Raw genomic sequence first — 19,891 nt, 5'->3', positions numbered from 1 at the left:
GTCCAGAGAATGAGACCCATGGATTCAGCGGTAAAGCCCATAAAACGCAATGCCTAGGATAAGCCACACTTATGTTTGAAGCCCTCGGTGACATGTCGTTGGACCTGCTTCGCGGTTTCGAGTCCGCTGCCCGACTGCGCAGTTTTACAGCGGCGGCCATCGAACTCGGCACCACCCAACCGGCCATTAGCCAGCAAATCAAAAGGTTAGAAGAACAACTGGCAACGCGCCTGTTCGATCGCATCTATCGCGGCATCGAACTCACCGACGCGGGGGAGATTCTGTTCAATCACGTGCAGGCCGGTTTGCAGTCGATGGACGCCGGATTGAGCCTGATCACCGAGCAGCATCAGCATGAGGTGTTGCAAGTGGCGACCGACTTCGCCTTCGCCGCGTACTGGCTGATGCCGCGTCTGCACCGCTTTCACAAAGACAACCCCGACGTTGACGTCAGTCTGGTCACCAGCGAACGCAGCCACAGCATGTTGCGTGCTGATATCGACGTGGCGGTGCTGTTTGGCGACGGCCGTTTCAAGCAGGGTGAAAGCCACTGGCTGTTCAGCGAAGAGGTGTTTCCGGTGTGCAGCCCCAAACTGCTGGCCGGGCGTGATCTGCCGCTGCGGCCCGAAGCGCTGAAAGAGTTTCCGCTGCTGCACCTGCGGGGTGAAGGCGGCAACAACTGGTTCGATTGGGGCGGCGTGTTTCGCGCCCTCGGCATCGCTCAAGCGCCTGCACCCGGGCAGTTGAGATTCGACAATTACACGCTGTTGATTCAGGCCGCGATTGGCGGGCAAGGCGTGGCCATCGGCTGGCGGCATCTGGTGGATGAGCTGCTGGAGCAGGGGCTGTTGTGCCGGCCCATCGAGGCCACGGCCATTTCAGCCTACGGTTATTACATCGTGCTCCCGCAACGCAAACGGCGGGTGCAGATCGTGCAGCGGTTTGTTGATTGGTTAAAAAGCGAGCAGGCGTTAAGCGGGGATTCGCTGGTCGGCAAGCCGTTGCCGTCCATCGCGGTTTAGACGCGGCCGGCTCACAATGTGTCATGCCAAATGAAGGGAGAACCCAGATGTCATCAATCGAGGGCTACCACGCCCATGTCTACTTCGACGCCCAGACAATCGAGCAGGCGCGGGCCCTGTGCGAGACGGTTGCGGCGAAATTCGATATCCGCATGGGGCGTGTGCATGAACGGCCTGTCGGACCGCATCCGGACTGGAGTTGCCAGTTGGCATTCGCCCACGAGCAATTTGCGGATGTGATGTTGTATCTGGCGCTGAATCGCAGCGGGCTGGTGGTGTTCACCCACCCTCTTACCGGGGATGACCTGGCGGATCACACCGAGCATGCGATCTGGATGGGAGCGATTCGGGAGTTGAATGTGGGGATGTTCAGGTAGTCGTTGTCTGGCGCCGATATCAACTGTAGGAGCGAATTCATTCGCGAAGTGGTGGCACATCCCACAGATATCTGTCGGATGTACCGGCCATTCGCGAATGAATTCGCTCCCACAGGTTTGCCCCTTTTTGCCAGGGGGAACCTTAGTTCAGCACACCGTCCAGAATCTCATACACAATCCCGCTGCCAATCGCGACGAGCACGACATCCGGGCCCAGGCGGCGCCATTCGTAGCCGTCGTAACGTGGCAAGAATTCCTGCGAGCGGGCGTCGAGGCGGCGGCCGTAACCCCGTGGCAGCGGATGACCCTTCACGATGTGCACGTTCGGTGGCAGCGGCTGGCCGCGACCGATGACCTCGCGATGCTCTTGAATCGTGCGGCGAACGTCACCGAAATCAGCTGGCGGGCGACCACCTCCGCGATGATCGTCGCCACGGTTGTCAGCGCGATGATCATTGCCCCGATTATTCTGTGGACCCCCTTGTGGCCCATGATCCTGATGCTGGCCTTGGCCGTGATCATCATGACCGTCACGTTGATCCGGCGGCGCCGCGTGCACCAAGGCACTGGCACTGAGCATCAGCACGCCCAACCCGGCGATCAAACGATTCGAGACTTTCATGTAGCGTGCTCCTGGGCGAATTCGAGGCAGCAAAAAGGGGTTCAGAATCAGGTCCTGAACCCCTTTTGCTGTACTGCTTAGTCTGCTAACGAACCCGTTGATTCCTCTGTATCAGAAACTTTACGTTCAGGACACACGGGCCTTACGCACGCCTTCCGACAGTTCCGAACACAGCTTCAGCACGTTGCTCACCGCCTGATCAGGCGATTGCGCGTTGGCGATGTGGTCGATCAGTGCCGAACCCACCACCACGCCATCGGCTACGCGAGCAATCGCGGCCGCCTGTTCCGGCGTACGAATCCCGAAGCCGACGCTGATCGGCAGGTCCGAATGACGGCGCAGACGCGCAACGGCTTCCTTGACGTGCTCGATGGTCGCCGAGCCCGCGCCCGTGACACCGGCCACCGACACGTAATAGACGAAGCCCGAGCTGCCATTCAAAACGGTTGGCAGACGCTTGTCGTCAGTGGTCGGCGTGGTCAGGCGAATGAAGTCCAGACCCGCGTCTTGCGCTGGATCACACAGCTCGCCGTTATGCTCGGGCGGCAGGTCCACGACGATCAGGCCATCAACGCCGGATTCGTGCGCTTCGGAGATGAAACGCTCGACGCCGTAGTTGTGAATCGGGTTGTAGTAACCCATCAGTACTAGCGGTGTACTACTGTCTTCGGCGCGGAACTCGCGAACCATTTGCAGAGTTTTCGCCAAGTTTTGCTTAGCGTCCAGCGCGCGAATGTTCGCCAGCTGAATCGCCGGACCGTCGGCCATTGGATCGGTGAACGGCATGCCCAGCTCGATCACGTCAGCACCGGCTTTTGGCAGACCCTTGAGGATCGCCAGCGAGGTGTCATACGCCGGGTCGCCTGCGGTGATGAAGGTCACCAGGGCGGCGCGGTCTTGTTCTTTCAGCTCGGCAAAACGGGTTTGCAGGCGGCTCATCAGTGTTTCTCCTGCTGGGACAGATCCAGGTGGTGCATGACGGTTTGCATGTCCTTGTCGCCGCGACCGGACAGGTTGACCACCATCAGGTGATCTTTCGGCAGCGTCGGCGCGCGTTTGAACACTTCGGCCAGGGCGTGAGCACTTTCCAGCGCCGGGATGATGCCTTCCAGACGGCAGCACTGGTGGAACGCCGCCAAGGCTTCGTCGTCAGTGATCGAGGTGTATTCCACGCGACCGATGTCATGCAACCACGCATGCTCAGGGCCGATGCCGGGGTAATCCAGACCGGCGGAAATCGAGTGGGCGTCGATGATCTGGCCATCGTCGTCTTGCAGCAGGAAGGTGCGGTTGCCGTGCAGGACGCCTGGCACGCCGCCGTTCAGGCTCGCCGCGTGCTTGCCGGTTTCGATGCCGTGACCGGCCGCTTCGACGCCGATGATGCGCACGCTGGTGTCATCCAGGAACGGGTGGAACAGCCCCATGGCGTTGGAGCCGCCGCCGATGCACGCCACCAGGCTGTCTGGCAGGCGGCCTTCCTGTTCTTGCAACTGCACGCGGGTTTCCTTGCCGATCACGGCCTGGAAATCGCGGACCATTGCCGGGTACGGGTGCGGTCCAGCCACTGTGCCGATCAAATAGAACGTCGTGTCAACGTTGGTCACCCAGTCACGCAGGGCTTCGTTCATCGCGTCTTTCAAGGTGCCGGTACCGGCCACGACCGGAATCACCGTGGCACCCAGCAGCTTCATGCGGAACACGTTGGCCTGCTGGCGCTCGATGTCCGTGGTGCCCATGTAGATCACGCATTCCAGACCGAAACGCGCCGCTACGGTGGCAGTCGCTACGCCGTGCATGCCCGCGCCGGTTTCGGCGATGATGCGTTTCTTGCCCATGCGACGCGCCAGCAGGATCTGGCCGATGCAGTTGTTGATCTTGTGAGCGCCGGTGTGGTTCAGCTCTTCGCGCTTCAGGTAAATCTTCGCGCCGCCGCAGTGTTCGGTCAGACGCTCAGCGAAATACAGCGGGCTTGGACGTCCGACGTAGTCGCGCTGGAAGTAGGCCAGTTCCTTGAGGAACGCAGGATCTTCCTTCGCCGCTTCGTATTCGCGGTTTAGGTCGAGGATCAGGGGCATCAGGGTTTCAGCGACGTAACGACCGCCGAACGCGCCGAACATGCCGCGATCATCCGGGCCATTGCGGTATTGGGTCTCTGTCTGGGACATAGGAACCTCCAGGGTGACAAATAGGGTGAGCCGTTGAGGCAGTGAAGACACTTTAACCAGCGCCAAAGCCGATGAAAACCGATAAGATCGCCGCAACCTGTCAGAAAAACTCACAGATACCATGAGCCGCGACCTTCCCCCCCTAAACGCTTTGCGCGCCTTCGAAGCCACCGCCCGCCTAAACAGCGTTAGTCAGGCCGCCGAACAGTTGCACGTCACCCATGGTGCAGTCAGCCGCCAGTTGAAAGTGTTGGAAGAACACTTGGGCGTGAGCCTGTTCAGCAAGGATGGACGCGGCCTGAAACTCACAGATGCAGGTGTTCGTCTGCGCGATGCCAGTGGCGAGGCGTTCGACCGGTTGCGCAGCGTGTGCGCCGAGTTGAGTCAGGGCAGCGCCGATGCGCCGTTCGTCTTGGGATGTTCAGGGAGTTTGCTGGCGCGCTGGTTCATTCCGCGATTGGGCCGACTTAATGCCGACCTGCCCGATCTGCGGTTACACCTGTCAGCGGGCGAAGGCGATCTCGATCCTCGGCGGCCTGGTCTGGACGCACTGCTAATCTTCGCAGAGCCGCCATGGCCCTCCGACATGCAGGTAATCGAACTGGCGAGCGAGCGCATCGGGCCAGTGCTGAGCCCTCGTTTTTCGCGATACGAAACGTTACGGAACAGCCCCGCACAGGCATTGCTGCATGAGCCGCTGCTGCAAACCCTGTCGCGTCTGCAAGCGTGGCCGAGCTGGGCCAAGCAGAACGGCATCGATCCCGGCGCGCTGAAATACGGTCAGGGTTTCGAGCATCTGTATTACTTGCTGGAGGCCGCTGTCTCGGGCCTTGGCATCGCCATCGCCCCGGAACCGTTGGTGGCCGATGACTTAAAAGCCGGACGCCTCGCTGCGCCGTGGGGCTTCAGCGAAACCCCGGCGCAACTGGCGTTATGGGTGCCTAAACGCGCCGCCGATGGGCGGGCCCAGCAACTGGCTCAATGGCTCAAGCAAGAGCTGGCGCATTCAGGCCGGGCCTGATCAGGTGTGATCAGTTGCCGCGCTTGCACAGCAGATAAGCGGCCAGCAGGCCCACTGCACCGACGGCCACACCGGCTGTGGTCCAAGGGTGCTCTTGCGCATAGTCACGGGTTGCGACGCTGGCTTCGCGGGTCTTCACTTTGGCGTCTTCGTAGACGTCGCTCAACAGGCTGCGTGAATGGCTCAGCGCGCTTTCGGCGTTGGCTTTCAGCGTCTTCAGGGTTTTCCGCGACTCGTCCGAAGCGTCCGACTTCAAGCTCTCCAACGACTTGAGCAGACTTTCGATCTCAGCTTCCATACTTTGCAAAGACGCTTTACGGGATGACGTGAATGCCATGATTTGACTCTCCTGCAGTGATGAGTGGCGTGTGTTGATTCCGACTACAGGGTTTTCAGAAAGTGCAGTGCGGTTTTACCGCGCGGTTATTTGTGAACTTTTGTGAGCCTTTCCCCGCCAGAGCTAAAGAGCTTTTCACTGCTACGCTCCCTTAGAAGTCCACTTGGAGAACTGCCATGTCTGATCATCACACTTACAAACTGCTTGAACTGGTCGGCTCGTCGACTACCAGCACCGACGATGCAATCCAGAATGCCATCGCTCGTGCCGCCGAAACCGTGAAGCACCTGGAGTGGTTCGAAGTGCTCGAAACCCGCGGCCACATCAAGGACGGCAAGGTCGCGCACTTCCAGGTGACCATCAAAGTGGGCTTCCGCCTCGAAAACAGCTGATGAACTTTTACGCTGGCTGAATGCCACAACCTTCGCTATACATACCGCGCCGTTCGTGAATTCGGACGCGAGGATCATGTGCACGGGCCGCTCCTTTGGGCGGCCTCTTACGCTTGAAAAGCGCCTGACGAGGGAGTGTGACCGATGAAGAAGATTCTTTTGGCGGTAGGGTTGTTGAGTATTGCGGGCACCACCTTTGCAGCCGGGAAATCGTGCGATGACGTGAAGGCGGACATCGATGCGAAGATCAAGGCCAAGGGCGTGGCGTCTTACACGTTGGAAGCGGTGGACAAAGGCAGCGCGGCAGACGGAAAAGTCGTCGGCACCTGCGACGGCGGCAGCAAGGAAATCGTCTACAAACGCGGTTGATTCTGCTCGCTTCAATAAAAAACCGACGCATCACGCGTCGGTTTTTTTATGGGCGTTACCCTCACTGTAGGAGCATGGCTTGTCCCGCGATCGGCTGCGAAGCAGTCGTAACCCCGGTGCATGCGGTCTACCTGATACGCCGTGTTAACCGATCCACGACGACTGCGTCGCCGATCGCGGGGCAAGCCGCGCTCCTACAGCTTGGAAACGGTGATCAGCCCATCGCCACCTGCGCCAAAATCTCATACGAGCGCAACCGATCCGCATGCTCATACATGTCGCACGTGAAGATCAGCTCGTCCGCGTCGGTCTGCTCTAGCAGCACGTCCAGCTTGGCGCGGATTTTCTCGGGGCCGCCGACCATCGCCAACCCGAGGAAGTCCATCACCGCTTCGCGTTCGTGGGGCAGCCACAGGCCGTTCATGGTTTCCACAGGCGGCTTTTGCATCAGGCTCTGGCCACGCATCAGGTTGAGAATGCGCTGGTAGACCGACGTCACCAGATAATCCGCCTGCTCATCGGTATCTGCCGCTGCGAGAGGCACGCCGAGCATCACGTACGGCTTGTCCAGCACGGCAGAAGGCTGGAAGTGATTGCGGTACACACGAATGGCCTCGTGCATGAATCGCGGCGCGAAGTGCGAAGCGAAGGCATACGGCAACCCGCGCTGACCGGCCAGCTGTGCGCTGAACAGGCTCGAACCCAGCAGCCAGATCGGCACGTTGGTGTTGGTGCCCGGCACAGCGATCACGCGCTGATGGGGCTGACGCGGTCCGAGGTAGCTCATCAGCTCGGCGACGTCGTCGGGAAAGTCGTCTGCGCTTCCGGAGCGTTCGCGGCGCAGGGCACGCGCGGTCATTTGATCGGAGCCCGGTGCACGGCCCAGACCCAAGTCGATGCGGCCTGGGTACAAACTGGCCAGGGTGCCGAACTGCTCGGCAATGACCAGTGGCGCGTGGTTGGGGAGCATGACGCCGCCGGAGCCGACGCGAATGGTCGAGGTGCCCCCCGCCAGGTAGGCCAGCAACACCGAGGTCGCGGAGCTGGCGATGCCGTCCATGTTGTGGTGTTCAGCGACCCAAAAACGGTTGTAGCCCCATTTCTCGGCGTGTTGCGCCAGATCCAGCGAATTGTGCAGCGATAAGGCCGGGCCTTTGTCTTCGCGCACCGGCACCAGATCGAGCATGGAAATTTTCACATCAGCTAGGCGTTTCATAGGCTGTGGTGAGTCCTCTTGGGGGCCAAGTCGGACGCCCGAAGTTGATGGGCGCGAGAGCATAGCCTGCGTTAAGCCTAAATATTTGCGTTAAGGCCTTAGGATACGTCTGGATTCTGAGGTTGCAATGGGCAAAGCGAAATTTCCTACTAATTTGGTCGGAAATTACCTTTCAAGAAATCGGCAAATAAAGCACGTGCGTCACAACCGTTGAACTTAGTCCCGCCTACACTCCTCAGACTTTTGGTCAGCGTGCGAGTCCATCGCACTTATTCAACAAGGAGACACCATGAGCATCGTCAAGAAAGCATCCGCCCATTGGGAAGGTGACCTGAAGTCCGGCATCGGTAGCATCTCCACGGAAACCGGCGTGCTGCGCGAAGCACCGTACGGCTTCAAGGCCCGTTTCGAAGGCGGCAAAGGCACTAACCCTGAAGAACTGATCGGCGCGGCCCACGCGGGTTGTTTCTCGATGGCCCTGTCGATGATCCTCGGCGGCGCGAACCTGAAAGCCGACAGCATCGACACTCAAGCCGAGGTCACTCTCGACCAGGATGGCGAAGGGTTTTCGATCACCGCCGTGCACCTGATCCTCAAGGCCAAAGTGCCAGGCGCCACTCAGGCGCAGTTCGATGAGTTGACCGCCAAAGCCAAAGAAGGCTGCCCGGTCTCCAAAGTGCTGAATGCCAAGATCACGCTGGATGCCACACTGCTGAGCTAATCCTGCGCTGACGCGACACCCCGATGACCCGCCCATGCGGGTCATCTGCGTTTCAGGGTCATGAGAACCGGTTCAGGTCAGCAAGGTCATATGAAGGGCCGACGCGATCCGCGCGGCATCGAAGGAGTCGAACATGAAACGTATCGCTACCACCCTGATCCTCGCTGCACTGACCACCAGCGTGTTCGCCGCTCCCAAGCCTTGTGATGAGCTCAAGGCCGAAATCGAGGCCAAGATTCAGGCGCAAAATGTCAGCTCGTACACCCTTGAAGTCGTCAGCAACGAAGAGGTTCATGACCAGAATATGGTCGTGGGTACGTGTGAAAACGGCACGAAGAAGATCATTTATCAGAAGAATGATCGCTGATCCCCGAGCCAGCGACGATCCCTGTAGAAGCGAATTCATTCGCGATTGGCCGGTGCAGGCAATGCACTTCTTTCGCCTGACCCTTTTTTGCGAATGAATTGGCTCCCACTGGCCATCAACCCACTGTGCAATCGCGTTTGATCTTGATCACGGAATACAAAAAATCTGCCCCTCTTCCGCCAGCACCTTGCGCTGTTCATCGCGCAATTGCGCGTCGATGCTGTTGGCGATGTGGCGGACGTCGAGTCTGTAACGGCGGCCCGCTTCGAAATGGTCATAGTTGATCGTCACGTAACAGGTCAGCTCGTTGTAGATGTCCATCGACAACCCCATCCCGCCCGGCGCGTATTCATAGTCGTAGCGCACTTCGAGCTTATGCTTGCCCGGCGTTACCTGGAAATAGCGACCGTCTTCCGTTCTGACGCCGTCGAGTTTGTCGGCCATCAGGGTCTTGCCCGTGAACGTGTGCAGATCGACCCACGCCTGTTGCGGGTCAACCGCAGGCAACGGGCCTGCGCATCCGGCCAGCAGACTCAGGGCAATGATCGACAAGGGCAGGCGCATGACAAACTCCGCATTCAGGGAAATAACAAGAAGGTTGCGACGAAGGTCGTCTCTCCGGCATAACGCTGGGGGCAACCCTTTATTCCGACGTTAAGGCCGCTGCATGAATCGATTGAACATCTTGTGGTTCCGGCGCGGCGTGCCGATGCTGGCGATTTTACTCCTCAGCGGTTGCTCCAGTCTTTCCTATTACACACAGTTGGCGGGCGGCCAATTGGCATTGCTGCGCGCCCGCGAACCGGTGGCCGCCGTGATTGCCGATCCGCAGCGCGACCCCAAACTGCGCGACCGTCTGCGCACGTCGCAGCAGGCCCGCGAGTTCGCCAGTCGGCACCTGCATCTGCCGGACAATCAGAGCTATCGACTCTATGCCGACATTCATCGGCAATACGTGGTCTGGAACGTTTTTGCCACGGGCGAGTTCTCGCTCGACCCCGTGACCCACTGCTTTCCCATCGCAGGCTGCGTGGCCTATCGCGGCTACTACGACCAGAGCGCGGCGCGGGGCGAAGCGGCGCTGCAAAAGCTCGACGGCAAGGACGTTTACGTCAGCGGCGTGGAGGCATACTCGACGCTGGGCTGGTTCAACGACCCGATTATCAGTTCGATGATGACCTGGGGCGATGAACGTCTCGCGACGCTGATCTTCCATGAGCTGGCGCACCAGCGTTTTTACGTGAAGGACGACAGCGAGTTCAACGAGTCCTATGCCACCTTCGTGGAGCAGGAAGGCACACGACAATGGCGTGCAGCCCGTGGGATGTCGCCTGAAACAGCGTCATCCGAAACCCTGCGTCGCGATCAACTGACGCAACTGGTACTGGATACGCGAGACCGGCTGAAAACGTTGTATGCCGAACCGTTGAGCGCGGACGTCATGCGTCAGCGTAAGGCCACCGAATTTGAGCGCTTGCGTGGTCAATACAAGCAATTGCGCGACAGTCAGTGGGGTGGCGACAAGCGTTTCGATGCGTGGGTGTACGCACCGATGAACAACGCGCGGCTGCTGCCGATTGGGTTGTATGACCAATGGACGCCAGCGTTTGCGGCGCTGTTCAAACAGGTGGACGGGGATTGGCCAGCGTTTTTCACCGCCGCGGAAACGCTCGGCAGGTTGCCCCAAGAGGAGCGCAAGGCGGCATTGGAGCGGTTGCTGAAGAAGTCCTGAGCGACTGCCCCTGAACTGCTCAAAGAGACTGTGCAGAGATCAGGATCGCGGGGCGAGCAAAATCCCAAAAACAACAAACCCCAGCCAAGGCCGGGGTTTGTACTCAAACGGTGCAGCGATCAATCAACCGCTGAATGCGCCGCAGGCAACGATTCCTTGCTGCGCCAATGGGGCAGAGAGTTCCAGTAGCGCTGACCCTTGGCGTCGTCGTACATGCCTTCCCAACGGGCGATGACCAGGACGGCCAAGGCGTTACCGATGACATTCAGTGCGGTACGCGCCATGTCCATGATCCGGTCAACGCCAGCGATGAACGCCAGGCCCTCCAGCGGGATACCCACGCTGCCCAGGGTCGCCAGCAGCACCACGAACGACACGCCCGGCACACCGGCGATGCCTTTGGAGGTGACCATCAGCGTCAGCACCAGCATGATCTGTTGGCTGATCGGCATGTCGATGCCATAAAGCTGCGCGATGAACAGCGCCGCGATGCTTTGGTACAGGGTCGAGCCGTCGAGGTTGAACGAATAGCCGGTCGGCACCACAAAACTGCTGATAGCCTTCGGCGCGCCGTAGGCTTCCATCTTTTCGATCACGCGCGGCAGCACGGTTTCAGAACTCGCGGTGGAATAAGCCAGCACCAGCTCATCCTTGAAGATGCGCATGAGCTTGATCACCGAGAAACCGAACAAACGGGCGATCAGTCCTAGCACTACGAAAGCAAAGAAAGCGATGGCGACGTAAACCAGAATCACCAGCTTGGCCAGGGGCAGCAGCGAGGCGAAACCGAAGTTGGCGACGGTCACGGCGATCAGCGCGAACACGCCGATGGGCGCGTAGTTCATGATCATGTGAGTGACCTTGAACATCGTTTCCGAGACGCCCTGGAACACTTTGACCAGCGGTTCACGCACTTCTGCGTTCAGGCTGGACAGGCCCAGGCCGAAGAATACGGAGAAGAAGATGATCGGCAGCATGTCGCCACGAGCAACGGCGGCGAAGATGTTCGACGGGATCAGGTTGAGGATCGTCGCGATAAAGGCGTGATCATGTTGCACCTCGGCGGTGGTCTTCTCGTATTGCGAGATGTCCACGGTGCCCAGCGTGCTCATGTCGATGCCAGTGCCCGGATGGAAAACGTTGGCCAGCAAGAGGCCGACAACGATGGCGATGGTGGTGACGACTTCGAAATACAAAATGGTCTTCAGGCCGATGCGACCGAGCTTTTTCGCGTCGCCCACCCCTGCGATGCCGACGATCAACGACGAGATGACGATCGGGATAACGATCATCTTGATCAGGCGGATAAAAATATCGCCTGCGGGCTGCAGAATGTTGCTGATCCACCAGGCCTTCTCAGCGCTGAAGTGGTTGAGCACAGCACCCAGCGCGATGCCCAGCACCAGACCGATGAGGATCTGCCAGGCGAGGCTGATTTTTGCCTTCTTCATGTCGTTAACCTTGTTGTAGTTGGCGTGGACATTTCTCACCGACACTTTCGGGGTCGCTCTTGTGAAGTCGAATCGAAGCGCGGATGCCCTTGAATCTGTCCAGAAGGTCTCTGCAAACGAGCGTCCAAGCTCTCGGCAGGCGGAAAAAGGGCGCAACTATTCCCATCCAGACCATCAGCGTCTAATGCCGTAAACGACTACCTCATGCGTAATCGGCATGAGGAAAATCAAAGACTTACTGTGAAATGCCCTGAAACACAGCATTAGCCGATGCGCACATTTATGCTGAGAAGTGGCTAAAACGTCGCCTGCAGCCCAGTGGGAGGTGTATCGGGAGAGGCAAGTGACAAAATGGTCACACACGACCGAGACGTCATCTGAAGGGGCAGATTTATCGATATACGGTCGTAGGACGTAGAGAATTAGAAGCAGGGGGCTTTGAGCGGAGTGATACGAACTTATCATTTGCGCGTCGCAAGCCCACTGTCGGCTCGCCACTCAAAGGCGATCGGACGATGGACTTGCGGTGCGGCTTCCTGACCCGGCCCACAAGTGGGAGTACTCCCTGTACACCTGGCGCGCTGCAACCACTCCATTGGTCAGAGCGCCCCGGCCCCTTGGTCACGCGCAGGCCCTCCTCGGGTTGCGCGGCTTCAGGAAGACCCAACGGCATTCGGTCTTCCATCATTTGAATCAGTACCAGTTTGGATCTTTCTTTAGCTGCTCTTTGAGAAGGCCTTGCATGCCCTCGTCCGGCTTGCCGATGAAACGGTATTCAGCATGGCGCGTCGGGGATTTATCCGCCGGCAGGCCCGCTGGGACCTCGACCAACATGGCATAGGCGTGCGACTTGTCGAGACTGAACGCTACGATGAGCCGGTTATGGGTGCACGTGTCCTGGGTTTCGCAGAGAGGCCCTACCAGGTATTTGTCACCGTCTTCAGTCACGGCATTCATCTGATCCGATGCGCCGGACAGATTGATCACCCAATCGGGCAATCGTTCTTCTTTCTTCACAACGCTCGACCAGGTCTGGCGGTATTCGGGGTCAGAACTCAACAGCTCGTTCACCCGCGCCTGACCATCGTTTGCTGCCATCGCCATGGCGCTGGCGCTCGTGAGGAGCGCCAGCGTCATGGCATGGAAGTGCTTGCGGATCATTCTGGTTAGCCTCGACCACGACGACCGAAGAAGAACGACACGACGAACATCACCAGGAACACGATAAAGAGAATCTTGGCGATACCCGTGGCGGTGCCTGCGATGCCACCAAAGCCCAGAACTGCAGCGACGATAGCGATGATCAGAAATGTGATAGCCCAGCTCAACATGGTGATTCTCCTTACTGTTTTTAATTTTCAGCTACAGCGAGGTATCGGATAAGAACCTCGGCATAGATTGCGTCTTCGCCATTGCTGGTCAGAAAACCCAACTCTGTTGACGCGGCGCTTGCTCAACGGCGGCAGCGGCGTCTTCAACCGGTTGCAGACTCAGGCCTACATCAGTGGCCTTGAGCGCGCTCGCTTTGGCGAAAGGCGCTGCATGGCTATAGGTGTGGTGAATCTGGACAACCTCTTGCTGTTTCTGGGTCCAGTGTGCGAACTGCTGAACGGCGATCAGCGTGATCATCAACGCCAGGCTGGCGAACAAACCTTGCTGCAGGTGCAGTGGAGAGATACGCAGAGTGGCGAGGCGTTGAGTGTTCATGCAGTGGGCTCCAGGCAATCTTGTCGGTCGACGGTTCAGACCTTGTTGCTAGAGATATTGCAGCCTGTGTGCCAGCTTTTTTGATCCTATAAAGCCTTTATAAATCAGTCGCTTAGCAATGATGTGATGAAGCTTCCTACGAGCAAGCTGCACGATTGAACATTTGACATCGTGCGTATTGCACGAAGAGGTGGGGCAAAGTGTCGCGGCCTTTAGCGGCGGGCTGGCCGGTTGCGGCAGGCGTCAAGGACGCCACCGCCGACAAACATGCTGCTCTAGAGAGGCTGGCTATCAACCGGCACTGCGGGTCATCACCCGTAAGGTATCGGCATCCACGCCTTTGACCCCTCGAATGTTGCGAGCAATTTCAACGGCCAGCTCTTTCTCGGCGTAGTTGGCTACCACGCCATCCAGGCTCACCACGCCGCCTTTGGTTTCCACCTTTATATTCAGGCCATCGAGATTGCGGCTATAGATGAGGCTGGACTTCACCTTGCTGGTGATCCACGCGTCGCTGAACTCTTCACGCACGCTGTTGGCCTGCGCTTCGCTCTGCTCTTTGATGGCTTGGGTGTCGCGTGCGCTGACGCTGATGAGGTTATTCACTTCCGTCACACCGTCAGTGTTGCTCGCCAGGCTGCCCGCCAGTTGCTTGGCCTCGGCATCTTTTGCCTGGCCCTTCAGCGTCACCACGCCCTTGGCGGACGCGACATCGATGTTCAGTCCTTCTGTGACGCTGTTCCACAACAGCTTGGATTTGATCGTCGCGGTCAGCGTGGCGTCGTCGAAGCGCTGTGCCATGTTGGCTTTGGTGCCGGGCTCCGCTGCGACCCCCGGATCGATCTGCAGCTGATTGTCGACCTTGTTGATGCCTTGCGTGTCGCCGGCGATTTGCGTCGCCAACTCCTTGTCCACCTCGTTCTCCACCTTGCCGGTCAGAATGGCCGTGCCTTGCTCGACCTTCACGCCGATGTTGAACGGGCTCAAATGGCGATTGAGTGCGAAGGCCGTCCATATCGAGCCTTCCTGACGTGCTTCCGCCAGTTGCGTTTGCACATCGCCTTGCGCGGCGTGCGCGACCGGCATCGCCGCGAGCCAGCCGGTGGTGGCCACAGCCAAGGCGATTTTCTTGAACGGGTGCATGGCAATTCTCCAGACAGTTCCAAAAGGTGCTACTGGAGAGACTTTCCATTCGCCCAGACGTTCTACACCCGAGGATGGCGATGCAGATCACGATCCCTGCACCAGACAGAGAGTCGACGCTGTAGGACGTAGATCAATCTGTTGTCTGAAATTTCGCCAGATAACTACCCGGCATCGCATTGAATCAATCAGAATGAACCATGCAACTTGCCCGATTTTTCCGGGACTAACCATGATCATTCATTTAGGAGCGTAGGAAAAATGGAAGCAGCCACTGAGAATCAGGGCCGTATTCTGCTTGTGGATGATGAATCCGCCATCCTTCGCACCTTCCGCTATTGCCTGGAAGATGAAGGCTACAGCGTCGCCACCGCCAACAGTGCGGCCCAGGCCGAGGCGCTGTTGCAACGTCAAGTGTTCGACGTGTGCTTTCTGGACCTGCGTCTGGGTGAAGACAATGGTCTCGACGTGTTGGCGCAGATGCGCATTCAGGCGCCGTGGATGCGCGTGGTCATCGTGACCGCACATTCGGCGGTGGACACTGCGGTGGACGCCATCCAGGCCGGTGCGGCGGATTATCTCGTGAAACCGTGCAGCCCTGATCAGTTGCGTCTGGCGACCGCCAAACAATTGGAGGTGCGTCAGTTGTCGGCGCGTCTGGAAGCGCTGGAAGGCGAAGTGCGCAAACCCAAGGACGGTCTGGATTCCCACAGCCCGTCGATGATGGCGATTCTGGAAACAGCTCGCCAAGTGGCGAACACCGACGCCAACATCCTGATCCTCGGCGAATCCGGAACCGGTAAAGGCGAGCTGGCGCGGGCGATTCACGGCTGGAGCAAACGGGCGAAAAAAGCCTGCGTGACCATCAACTGTCCGTCGCTCACCGCCGAGCTGATGGAAAGCGAGCTGTTCGGTCACAGCCGCGGCGCCTTCACCGGGGCGAGCGAAAGCACACTGGGCCGGGTCAATCAGGCAGACGGCGGTACATTGTTCCTCGACGAAATCGGCGATTTCCCACTGACATTGCAGCCCAAACTGCTGCGTTTCATTCAGGACAAAGAGTACGAGCGCGTAGGCGACCCTGTTACCCGCCGTGCCGACGTGCGCATCCTTGCGGCCACCAACCTGAATCTGGAAGACATGGTTCGCGAAGGCCGTTTCCGCGAGGACCTGCTGTATCGCTTGAACGTGATCACGCTGCACCTGCCGCCGTTGCGTGAGCGCGGCGAGGACATCCTGACGCTGGCGGACCGCTTTTTGGCCCGTTTCGTCAAGGAATACGGTCGCCCTGCCCGTGGTTTCAGTGAAGAAGCCCGGAGCGCGCTGGTGAATTACCGCTGGCCGGGCAACATTCGCGAACTGCGTAACGTGATCGAGCGGGCCAGCATTATCTGTCCGCAAGAGAAGGTCGAAATCACTCACTTGGGCATGGGTGAACAACCGACCAACAATGCACCACGTGTGGGCGCTGCGTTGAGTCTGGACGAACTGGAAAAGGCGCACATCGGCGCCGTGCTGGCCACCAGCGATACCCTCGATCAGGCTGCGCGCACGCTGGGCATCGACGCCTCGACGTTGTACCGCAAACGCAAGCAGTACAACTTGTGACAGGGCGCCCATGAAGTTCGCGATGAAGTTGCGCACCCGACTGTTCCTCAGCATTTCGGCGCTGATGACCGTTGCGTTGCTGGGGCTGATACTAGGTCTGGTCAGCGTCATGCAGATGGCCAAGTCCCAGGAGGATTTGATCCACCACAACTTCATCACGCTCGATATCGGCCTCAAACTGCGCCAGAACCTGGGCGATCAGTTGGTGATGCTGCTCAAGGACCGTCCCGATCAAGCGGCGCTCAAGCAGAATCAGGCGCAGTTCCAGGATTTGCTCGATCAAGGCATCGATCACGATCAGCAGACCAACATCCACAGCGGTTTCGAGAAAGCGCGGGTGGATTACGAGCGATTCCTCAAGTCGCTGGAAGAAGCGGGCGACTCTGCCGATGCACTGAATGACGACAAGACGGTCACCACGGCCTTCAACGCGCTACGCAATGGCTTGCTCGACGCCCATCGTCAGGCGCTGGAAAACATCAGCCAGGCTGAAAGCGCCTCGCGAACTCGCGCGCTGTGGGTGGCTGCTTTATTAGGGCTGGTCGGGTTGGCGGTGCTCGCCATCGGTTTCGTCACGGCCCACGGCATCGCCCGCCGTTTTGGCGCCCCTATCGAGGCGTTGGCCAAGGCGGCGGACAACATTGGCCAAGGCAACTTTGAAGTGCTGCTGCCCATTTCATCCTCTGCCGAGATGAATTTGCTGACGCGTCGCTTCGGCATCATGGCCGAGGCCCTGCGCCAGCATCAGGTCACCAACGTGGATGAGCTGCTCGCCGGTCAGCAGCGGCTGCAAGCGGTCCTCGACAGCATCGACGACGGGCTGTTGATGATCGACCGCCAAGGCCGCCTCGAACACCTGAACCCAGTCGCGCAGCGGCAGCTGGGTTGGGAAGAGGGACGTTTGGGCCAAGGACTGGGTGAAGCGTTGCAGCGTCCGGAACTGGATGAGCAGTTGTATCTGGTGCTGCGCGGCGGAACGCTGGAGCGAGCGCCGGAAGACTTGTCTATCGAGGTCGACGGCGAAACCCGCCTGCTGACCTACAGCCTGACCCCTGTCAGCCACACCAAAGGCCACATCCTCGGGGCGGTGATGGTGTTGCACGATGTGACGGAGCAGCGGGCCTTCGAACGGGTGCGCAGCGAATTCGTGCTTCGCGCCTCCCACGAATTGCGCACCCCGGTGACCGGCATGCACATGGCGTTCGGGCTGTTGCAGGAGCGCGTGCACTTCGCCCCCGATTCCCGGGAAACGGACTTGCTGAAGACCGTCAATGAAGAGATGCAGCGGCTGATGCAGCTGATCAACGACCTGCTGAATTTCTCGCGCTACCAGAATGGCCTGCAAAAACTCGCGCTGGCGCCCTGTGATGTTAATGACCTGCTCACTGAGGCGCGTCAGCGCTTTGCCGAAACCGCGCAGGAACAGGACGTAATGGTCCTGCTGGAAATGCAGGAACCCTTGCCACGTCTGCAGGCCGACAAGGTCCAGTTGGACCGCGTATTGGACAACCTCCTCGACAATGCCCTGCGCCACACGCCGCAATCCGGGCTCATCCGGCTCCAGGCGCGTCGACACGGGGAGCGGCTGATCATCAGCGTCGAAGACAACGGCGAGGGCATCGCCTACGGCCAGCAGGCCCGGATATTCGAACCGTTCGTGCAGGTCGGGCGCAAGAAAGGTGGCGCGGGACTGGGACTGGCGCTGTGCAAGGAAATCGTCCAACTCCACGGCGGACGCATGGGCGTGTACTCACGGCCGGGGCAAGGCACGCAGTTTTATATGGCGTTGCCGTTGTAGGCATCGTTCGCAAGCCTGGACGCTGCTTAACCCTCGCAGAATAAACACTGCCCCATGTGGGAGCGAATTCATTCGCGATGCGGTGGTACAGACGAAAGATGTCTGTTGGATGCACCCGCCTCTCGCGAATGAATTCGCTCCTACAGAGGGCCAGTGCTGACTTCGTAACCACTAAACCCATCACGCCACATCATCGGCCCTGCGTCCGGCATTGCGCCGCCCACCGGTCACCAGTTCGGTGAATTTGGCTGCTGTCAGAGGCCGGGCGAAGAGCCAGCCTTGGCCGTAGATCACGCCTTCGCTCTTGAGTAACAGGGCTTGGGATTCGAATTCGATACCCTCGGCGATCACTTTCAATTGTAGGGCGTGGGCCATGCGGATGATGTGTGGAGCAACGCCGCTACTGGCGGCGTCATGACCAAGGGCATCAATGAAGGCCTTGTCGATCTTCAAACAATCCACCGGCAAGGTTTGCAAGTACGCCAGGCTGCAATACCCCGTCCCGAAGTCGTCGATCAGCACCTGATGCCCGCGGTCACGCAACGCTTGCAGGTGATTGCGTGCGACCACCACGTCCACTAACCCCCGCTCGGTCACTTCAAACGCAATCTGCCGGGCTGCAACGCGATGCAGCGCCAGCAGCTTTGCAGTCACTCGACCAATCCGAGGTGCCATCACATCGCAGGCTGCTAGGTTTACCGACACGTACAAATGCGGATTGGCGCGCAGCAGTTGCCCGAGCTGCTCAAGCAACTGCTGCAACACGAAATCAGTGATCTGACGAATCTGCCCGGTGTTTTCGGCCAGCGGAATGAAGAGGTCGGGGCTGGTTAGCGTGCCGTCAGGTCGTCGCCAACGCACCAGTGCCTCAGCGCCCACGCACAAGCGGGTATTCAGGTCGAAGATGGGTTGGTACAGAACCTTCAACTCGCCCCGACGGAGCGCACCGTGCAATTCCCCACCCAGCGACTGGCGTTGCCGAACGAGCTGCAACACCAGAATCCCGATGCACAACGAGACCAACACGCTGGCGGGAACCAGCAGCCACCAGGCGCCGGTGATTTTCTGTTGCAAGCCGTTACGCGGCGTGATCAGGACCAACTGGTATTCCGGGCTCTGCGTGGGCATCCGGTAGACCAACTTGTCCTGAGTGGTGATCAATGTCTCGATGGTCGTTGGCGACCAGTCGGGCGTAGGCGGCCACGCTTGGGGCGGCCCGAGCACCGGGACGGCTTTTTTACCCTGATTGAGCACCACAACCAGGCTCCCGCCTGCAGGCAGATCGACCACGTCGGTCAAATGGCCGCGTGACGTTGATACGCGAAAATCACCCCTGCCCAGCATCAGCGAGGCGAGGTTATCGTCCGGTTGAGTCGAGGTGTTGAGCCAGTAATCGTAGATGGGGCCGCGAATGTCCGGTGCTCGGGGCTTGCCGATCATGCTCTCGCGCGTCCAACTGGAACAGGTTTGAGCCTCACTGACGTACGCGACTTCATAAATGAAGCGGTAGCGCGAGTTTACCTGACGCAATTGCTCGACCATTTCCGGACTGCAACCACGCAAGGGCTGGGCTTCGAGCTGATCAAGGCCAGCGCGGAGCTGGTCGAAAAGCTGCTCCAGACGCACCAGAAAACGCTCGCCCTGAGCATTCATCTGCGCGCTTTCTTCCTGCTTGGCCTGATGCATCGCCAGCCCGAAACTGCCCGCCAGCAGCACGACCGCACTCAACAACGCTGCCAGCAAAGCCAGGAGCGAAGGGCGGTAGAAGACTGAGCGCAACTGCGGTGAAGCCGTGAACATCGGCCAATATCCAGTGGAATACCCATGAGGTATAGCAACAAGC

At 59.1% G+C, this 19,891-nt stretch carries 22 protein-coding genes; 10 read left to right on the top strand and 12 right to left on the bottom strand.

What is annotated here, in order from left to right:
- Positions 1 to 71 precede the first annotated feature (71 nt).
- Complete coding sequence (locus GVN17_RS03750) at positions 72 to 1,022, top strand: LysR family transcriptional regulator (protein ID WP_166593900.1); 951 nt, start codon at positions 72 to 74, stop codon at positions 1,020 to 1,022.
- A gap of 47 nt (positions 1,023 to 1,069) precedes the next feature.
- Positions 1,070 to 1,399, top strand: a complete 330-nt coding sequence (locus tag GVN17_RS03745; RefSeq protein ID WP_166593899.1) for a DOPA 4,5-dioxygenase family protein — start codon at positions 1,070 to 1,072, stop codon at positions 1,397 to 1,399.
- Positions 1,400 to 1,541: 142 nt separating this feature from the next.
- Here GVN17_RS03745 and GVN17_RS03740 read toward each other — a convergent pair whose 3' ends face one another.
- From GVN17_RS03740 to trpB, 3 genes are all read right to left on the bottom strand, one after another.
- Complete coding sequence (locus GVN17_RS03740) at positions 1,542 to 2,021, bottom strand: anti-virulence regulator CigR family protein (protein WP_166593898.1); 480 nt, start codon at positions 2,019 to 2,021, stop codon at positions 1,542 to 1,544.
- A gap of 126 nt (positions 2,022 to 2,147) precedes the next feature.
- Positions 2,148 to 2,960 carry a tryptophan synthase subunit alpha gene (gene trpA / locus GVN17_RS03735; RefSeq protein ID WP_166593897.1) on the bottom strand — a complete coding sequence of 271 codons (813 nt, stop codon included), beginning with the start codon at positions 2,958 to 2,960 and terminating at the stop codon, positions 2,148 to 2,150.
- Positions 2,960 to 4,186, bottom strand: coding sequence for a tryptophan synthase subunit beta (gene trpB, locus GVN17_RS03730; RefSeq protein WP_166593896.1), 1,227 nt, complete (start codon positions 4,184 to 4,186; stop codon positions 2,960 to 2,962). The genes trpA and trpB overlap by 1 nt, the downstream gene beginning before the upstream one ends.
- 121 nt (positions 4,187 to 4,307) lie before the next feature.
- On the opposite strand from trpB, the gene GVN17_RS03725 reads away from it, so the two are divergent.
- Positions 4,308 to 5,207, top strand: coding sequence for a LysR family transcriptional regulator (locus GVN17_RS03725; RefSeq protein ID WP_166593895.1), 900 nt, complete (start codon positions 4,308 to 4,310; stop codon positions 5,205 to 5,207).
- 10 nt (positions 5,208 to 5,217) lie between these two features.
- Here GVN17_RS03725 and GVN17_RS03720 read toward each other — a convergent pair whose 3' ends face one another.
- On the bottom strand, positions 5,218 to 5,544 hold the full coding sequence (locus tag GVN17_RS03720; protein WP_166593894.1) for a YqjD family protein: 327 nt from the start codon (positions 5,542 to 5,544) through the stop codon (positions 5,218 to 5,220).
- Positions 5,545 to 5,720: 176 nt separating this feature from the next.
- Between GVN17_RS03720 and GVN17_RS03715 the strand changes: the two genes are divergently transcribed.
- Together GVN17_RS03715 and GVN17_RS03710 are read left to right on the top strand one after the other, a co-directional pair.
- A complete protein-coding gene (locus GVN17_RS03715) occupies positions 5,721 to 5,936 on the top strand; it encodes a dodecin (RefSeq protein ID WP_166593893.1) in 216 nt (71 codons plus the stop codon).
- Positions 5,937 to 6,080: 144 nt separating this feature from the next.
- On the top strand, positions 6,081 to 6,305 hold the full coding sequence (locus GVN17_RS03710; protein ID WP_074757492.1) for a DUF1161 domain-containing protein: 225 nt from the start codon (positions 6,081 to 6,083) through the stop codon (positions 6,303 to 6,305).
- Positions 6,306 to 6,519: 214 nt separating this feature from the next.
- Here GVN17_RS03710 and GVN17_RS03705 read toward each other — a convergent pair whose 3' ends face one another.
- Positions 6,520 to 7,521, bottom strand: coding sequence for an LLM class flavin-dependent oxidoreductase (locus GVN17_RS03705; protein ID WP_166593892.1), 1,002 nt, complete (start codon positions 7,519 to 7,521; stop codon positions 6,520 to 6,522).
- Positions 7,522 to 7,810: 289 nt separating this feature from the next.
- Between GVN17_RS03705 and GVN17_RS03700 the strand changes: the two genes are divergently transcribed.
- Both GVN17_RS03700 and GVN17_RS03695 read left to right on the top strand, forming a co-directional pair.
- Positions 7,811 to 8,242: an OsmC family protein gene (locus tag GVN17_RS03700; protein WP_166593891.1), complete on the top strand. Its 432-nt coding sequence runs from the start codon at positions 7,811 to 7,813 to the stop codon at positions 8,240 to 8,242.
- Between the two features lie 133 nt (positions 8,243 to 8,375).
- The gene (locus GVN17_RS03695) at positions 8,376 to 8,609 is read left to right on the top strand and encodes a DUF1161 domain-containing protein (RefSeq protein WP_166593890.1); all 234 of its coding nucleotides are present in this window, start codon (positions 8,376 to 8,378) and stop codon (positions 8,607 to 8,609) included.
- A 147-nt stretch (positions 8,610 to 8,756) separates the two neighbouring features.
- On the opposite strand, the gene GVN17_RS03690 is transcribed toward GVN17_RS03695, so the two are convergent.
- Positions 8,757 to 9,173: a hypothetical protein gene (locus GVN17_RS03690; RefSeq protein ID WP_166593889.1), complete on the bottom strand. Its 417-nt coding sequence runs from the start codon at positions 9,171 to 9,173 to the stop codon at positions 8,757 to 8,759.
- A gap of 103 nt (positions 9,174 to 9,276) precedes the next feature.
- Between GVN17_RS03690 and GVN17_RS03685 the strand changes: the two genes are divergently transcribed.
- The gene (locus GVN17_RS03685) at positions 9,277 to 10,341 is read left to right on the top strand and encodes an aminopeptidase (RefSeq protein WP_166593888.1); all 1,065 of its coding nucleotides are present in this window, start codon (positions 9,277 to 9,279) and stop codon (positions 10,339 to 10,341) included.
- 119 nt (positions 10,342 to 10,460) lie between these two features.
- On the opposite strand, the gene gltP is transcribed toward GVN17_RS03685, so the two are convergent.
- The 5 genes from gltP to GVN17_RS03660 all read right to left on the bottom strand — a co-directional run bounded on the left by gltP (position 10,461) and on the right by GVN17_RS03660 (position 14,642).
- Entirely contained in the window at positions 10,461 to 11,792 is a 1,332-nt protein-coding gene (gene gltP / locus GVN17_RS03680) for a glutamate/aspartate:proton symporter GltP (protein ID WP_166593887.1), read from the bottom strand.
- A 693-nt stretch (positions 11,793 to 12,485) separates the two neighbouring features.
- Entirely contained in the window at positions 12,486 to 12,953 is a 468-nt protein-coding gene (locus GVN17_RS03675; protein WP_166593886.1) for an inhibitor of vertebrate lysozyme family protein, read from the bottom strand.
- A gap of 5 nt (positions 12,954 to 12,958) precedes the next feature.
- Positions 12,959 to 13,123, bottom strand: a complete 165-nt coding sequence (locus GVN17_RS03670; protein WP_025257796.1) for a DUF1328 domain-containing protein — start codon at positions 13,121 to 13,123, stop codon at positions 12,959 to 12,961.
- Positions 13,124 to 13,211: 88 nt separating this feature from the next.
- Entirely contained in the window at positions 13,212 to 13,499 is a 288-nt protein-coding gene (locus GVN17_RS03665; RefSeq protein ID WP_166593885.1) for a hypothetical protein, read from the bottom strand.
- Between the two features lie 291 nt (positions 13,500 to 13,790).
- Positions 13,791 to 14,642 (bottom strand): BON domain-containing protein, encoded by an 852-nt coding sequence (locus GVN17_RS03660; RefSeq protein ID WP_166593884.1) that lies wholly within the window; start codon positions 14,640 to 14,642, stop codon positions 13,791 to 13,793.
- Positions 14,643 to 14,903: 261 nt separating this feature from the next.
- On the opposite strand from GVN17_RS03660, the gene algB reads away from it, so the two are divergent.
- Together algB and GVN17_RS03650 are read left to right on the top strand one after the other, a co-directional pair.
- On the top strand, positions 14,904 to 16,250 hold the full coding sequence (algB, locus tag GVN17_RS03655) for a sigma-54-dependent response regulator transcription factor AlgB (RefSeq protein WP_166593883.1): 1,347 nt from the start codon (positions 14,904 to 14,906) through the stop codon (positions 16,248 to 16,250).
- A 10-nt stretch (positions 16,251 to 16,260) separates the two neighbouring features.
- Positions 16,261 to 18,048, top strand: a complete 1,788-nt coding sequence (locus GVN17_RS03650) for a KinB sensor domain-containing domain (protein ID WP_166593882.1) — start codon at positions 16,261 to 16,263, stop codon at positions 18,046 to 18,048.
- A 180-nt stretch (positions 18,049 to 18,228) separates the two neighbouring features.
- Here GVN17_RS03650 and GVN17_RS03645 read toward each other — a convergent pair whose 3' ends face one another.
- Positions 18,229 to 19,848, bottom strand: coding sequence for an EAL domain-containing protein (locus GVN17_RS03645; protein WP_166593881.1), 1,620 nt, complete (start codon positions 19,846 to 19,848; stop codon positions 18,229 to 18,231).
- Between the last annotated feature and the right edge of the window lie 43 nt (positions 19,849 to 19,891).

It is taken from the genome of Pseudomonas sp. SLFW, from assembly GCF_009905615.1.
GTDB classification, from domain to species: domain Bacteria; phylum Pseudomonadota; class Gammaproteobacteria; order Pseudomonadales; family Pseudomonadaceae; genus Aquipseudomonas; species Aquipseudomonas bambusae.
The sequence above is the reverse complement of the archived record's forward strand: the minus strand, read 5'-3'. Positions and strand labels throughout refer to the sequence as shown.

Excerpts from the sequence above, each read along its gene's own strand:
- GVN17_RS03660 (WP_166593884.1), bottom strand. The coding sequence starts at position 14,642 with ATGCACCCGTTCAAGAAAATCGCCTTGGCTGTGGCCACCACCGGCTGG.
- GVN17_RS03705 (WP_166593892.1), bottom strand. The coding sequence starts at position 7,521 with ATGAAACGCCTAGCTGATGTGAAAATTTCCATGCTCGATCTGGTGCCG.
- GVN17_RS03710 (WP_074757492.1), top strand. The coding sequence starts at position 6,081 with ATGAAGAAGATTCTTTTGGCGGTAGGGTTGTTGAGTATTGCGGGCACC.
- trpB (WP_166593896.1), bottom strand. The coding sequence starts at position 4,186 with ATGTCCCAGACAGAGACCCAATACCGCAATGGCCCGGATGATCGCGGC.
- GVN17_RS03675 (WP_166593886.1), bottom strand. The coding sequence starts at position 12,953 with ATGATCCGCAAGCACTTCCATGCCATGACGCTGGCGCTCCTCACGAGC.
- GVN17_RS03750 (WP_166593900.1), top strand. The coding sequence starts at position 72 with ATGTTTGAAGCCCTCGGTGACATGTCGTTGGACCTGCTTCGCGGTTTC.
- GVN17_RS03690 (WP_166593889.1), bottom strand. The coding sequence starts at position 9,173 with ATGCGCCTGCCCTTGTCGATCATTGCCCTGAGTCTGCTGGCCGGATGC.
- GVN17_RS03685 (WP_166593888.1), top strand. The coding sequence starts at position 9,277 with ATGAATCGATTGAACATCTTGTGGTTCCGGCGCGGCGTGCCGATGCTG.
- GVN17_RS03700 (WP_166593891.1), top strand. The coding sequence starts at position 7,811 with ATGAGCATCGTCAAGAAAGCATCCGCCCATTGGGAAGGTGACCTGAAG.
- GVN17_RS03665 (WP_166593885.1), bottom strand. The coding sequence starts at position 13,499 with ATGAACACTCAACGCCTCGCCACTCTGCGTATCTCTCCACTGCACCTG.
- GVN17_RS03695 (WP_166593890.1), top strand. The coding sequence starts at position 8,376 with ATGAAACGTATCGCTACCACCCTGATCCTCGCTGCACTGACCACCAGC.
- GVN17_RS03645 (WP_166593881.1), bottom strand. The coding sequence starts at position 19,848 with ATGTTCACGGCTTCACCGCAGTTGCGCTCAGTCTTCTACCGCCCTTCG.
- GVN17_RS03670 (WP_025257796.1), bottom strand. The coding sequence starts at position 13,123 with ATGTTGAGCTGGGCTATCACATTTCTGATCATCGCTATCGTCGCTGCA.
- GVN17_RS03650 (WP_166593882.1), top strand. The coding sequence starts at position 16,261 with ATGAAGTTCGCGATGAAGTTGCGCACCCGACTGTTCCTCAGCATTTCG.
- algB (WP_166593883.1), top strand. The coding sequence starts at position 14,904 with ATGGAAGCAGCCACTGAGAATCAGGGCCGTATTCTGCTTGTGGATGAT.
- GVN17_RS03740 (WP_166593898.1), bottom strand. The coding sequence starts at position 2,021 with ATGAAAGTCTCGAATCGTTTGATCGCCGGGTTGGGCGTGCTGATGCTC.
- GVN17_RS03715 (WP_166593893.1), top strand. The coding sequence starts at position 5,721 with ATGTCTGATCATCACACTTACAAACTGCTTGAACTGGTCGGCTCGTCG.
- trpA (WP_166593897.1), bottom strand. The coding sequence starts at position 2,960 with ATGAGCCGCCTGCAAACCCGTTTTGCCGAGCTGAAAGAACAAGACCGC.
- GVN17_RS03720 (WP_166593894.1), bottom strand. The coding sequence starts at position 5,544 with ATGGCATTCACGTCATCCCGTAAAGCGTCTTTGCAAAGTATGGAAGCT.
- GVN17_RS03725 (WP_166593895.1), top strand. The coding sequence starts at position 4,308 with ATGAGCCGCGACCTTCCCCCCCTAAACGCTTTGCGCGCCTTCGAAGCC.
- GVN17_RS03745 (WP_166593899.1), top strand. The coding sequence starts at position 1,070 with ATGTCATCAATCGAGGGCTACCACGCCCATGTCTACTTCGACGCCCAG.
- gltP (WP_166593887.1), bottom strand. The coding sequence starts at position 11,792 with ATGAAGAAGGCAAAAATCAGCCTCGCCTGGCAGATCCTCATCGGTCTG.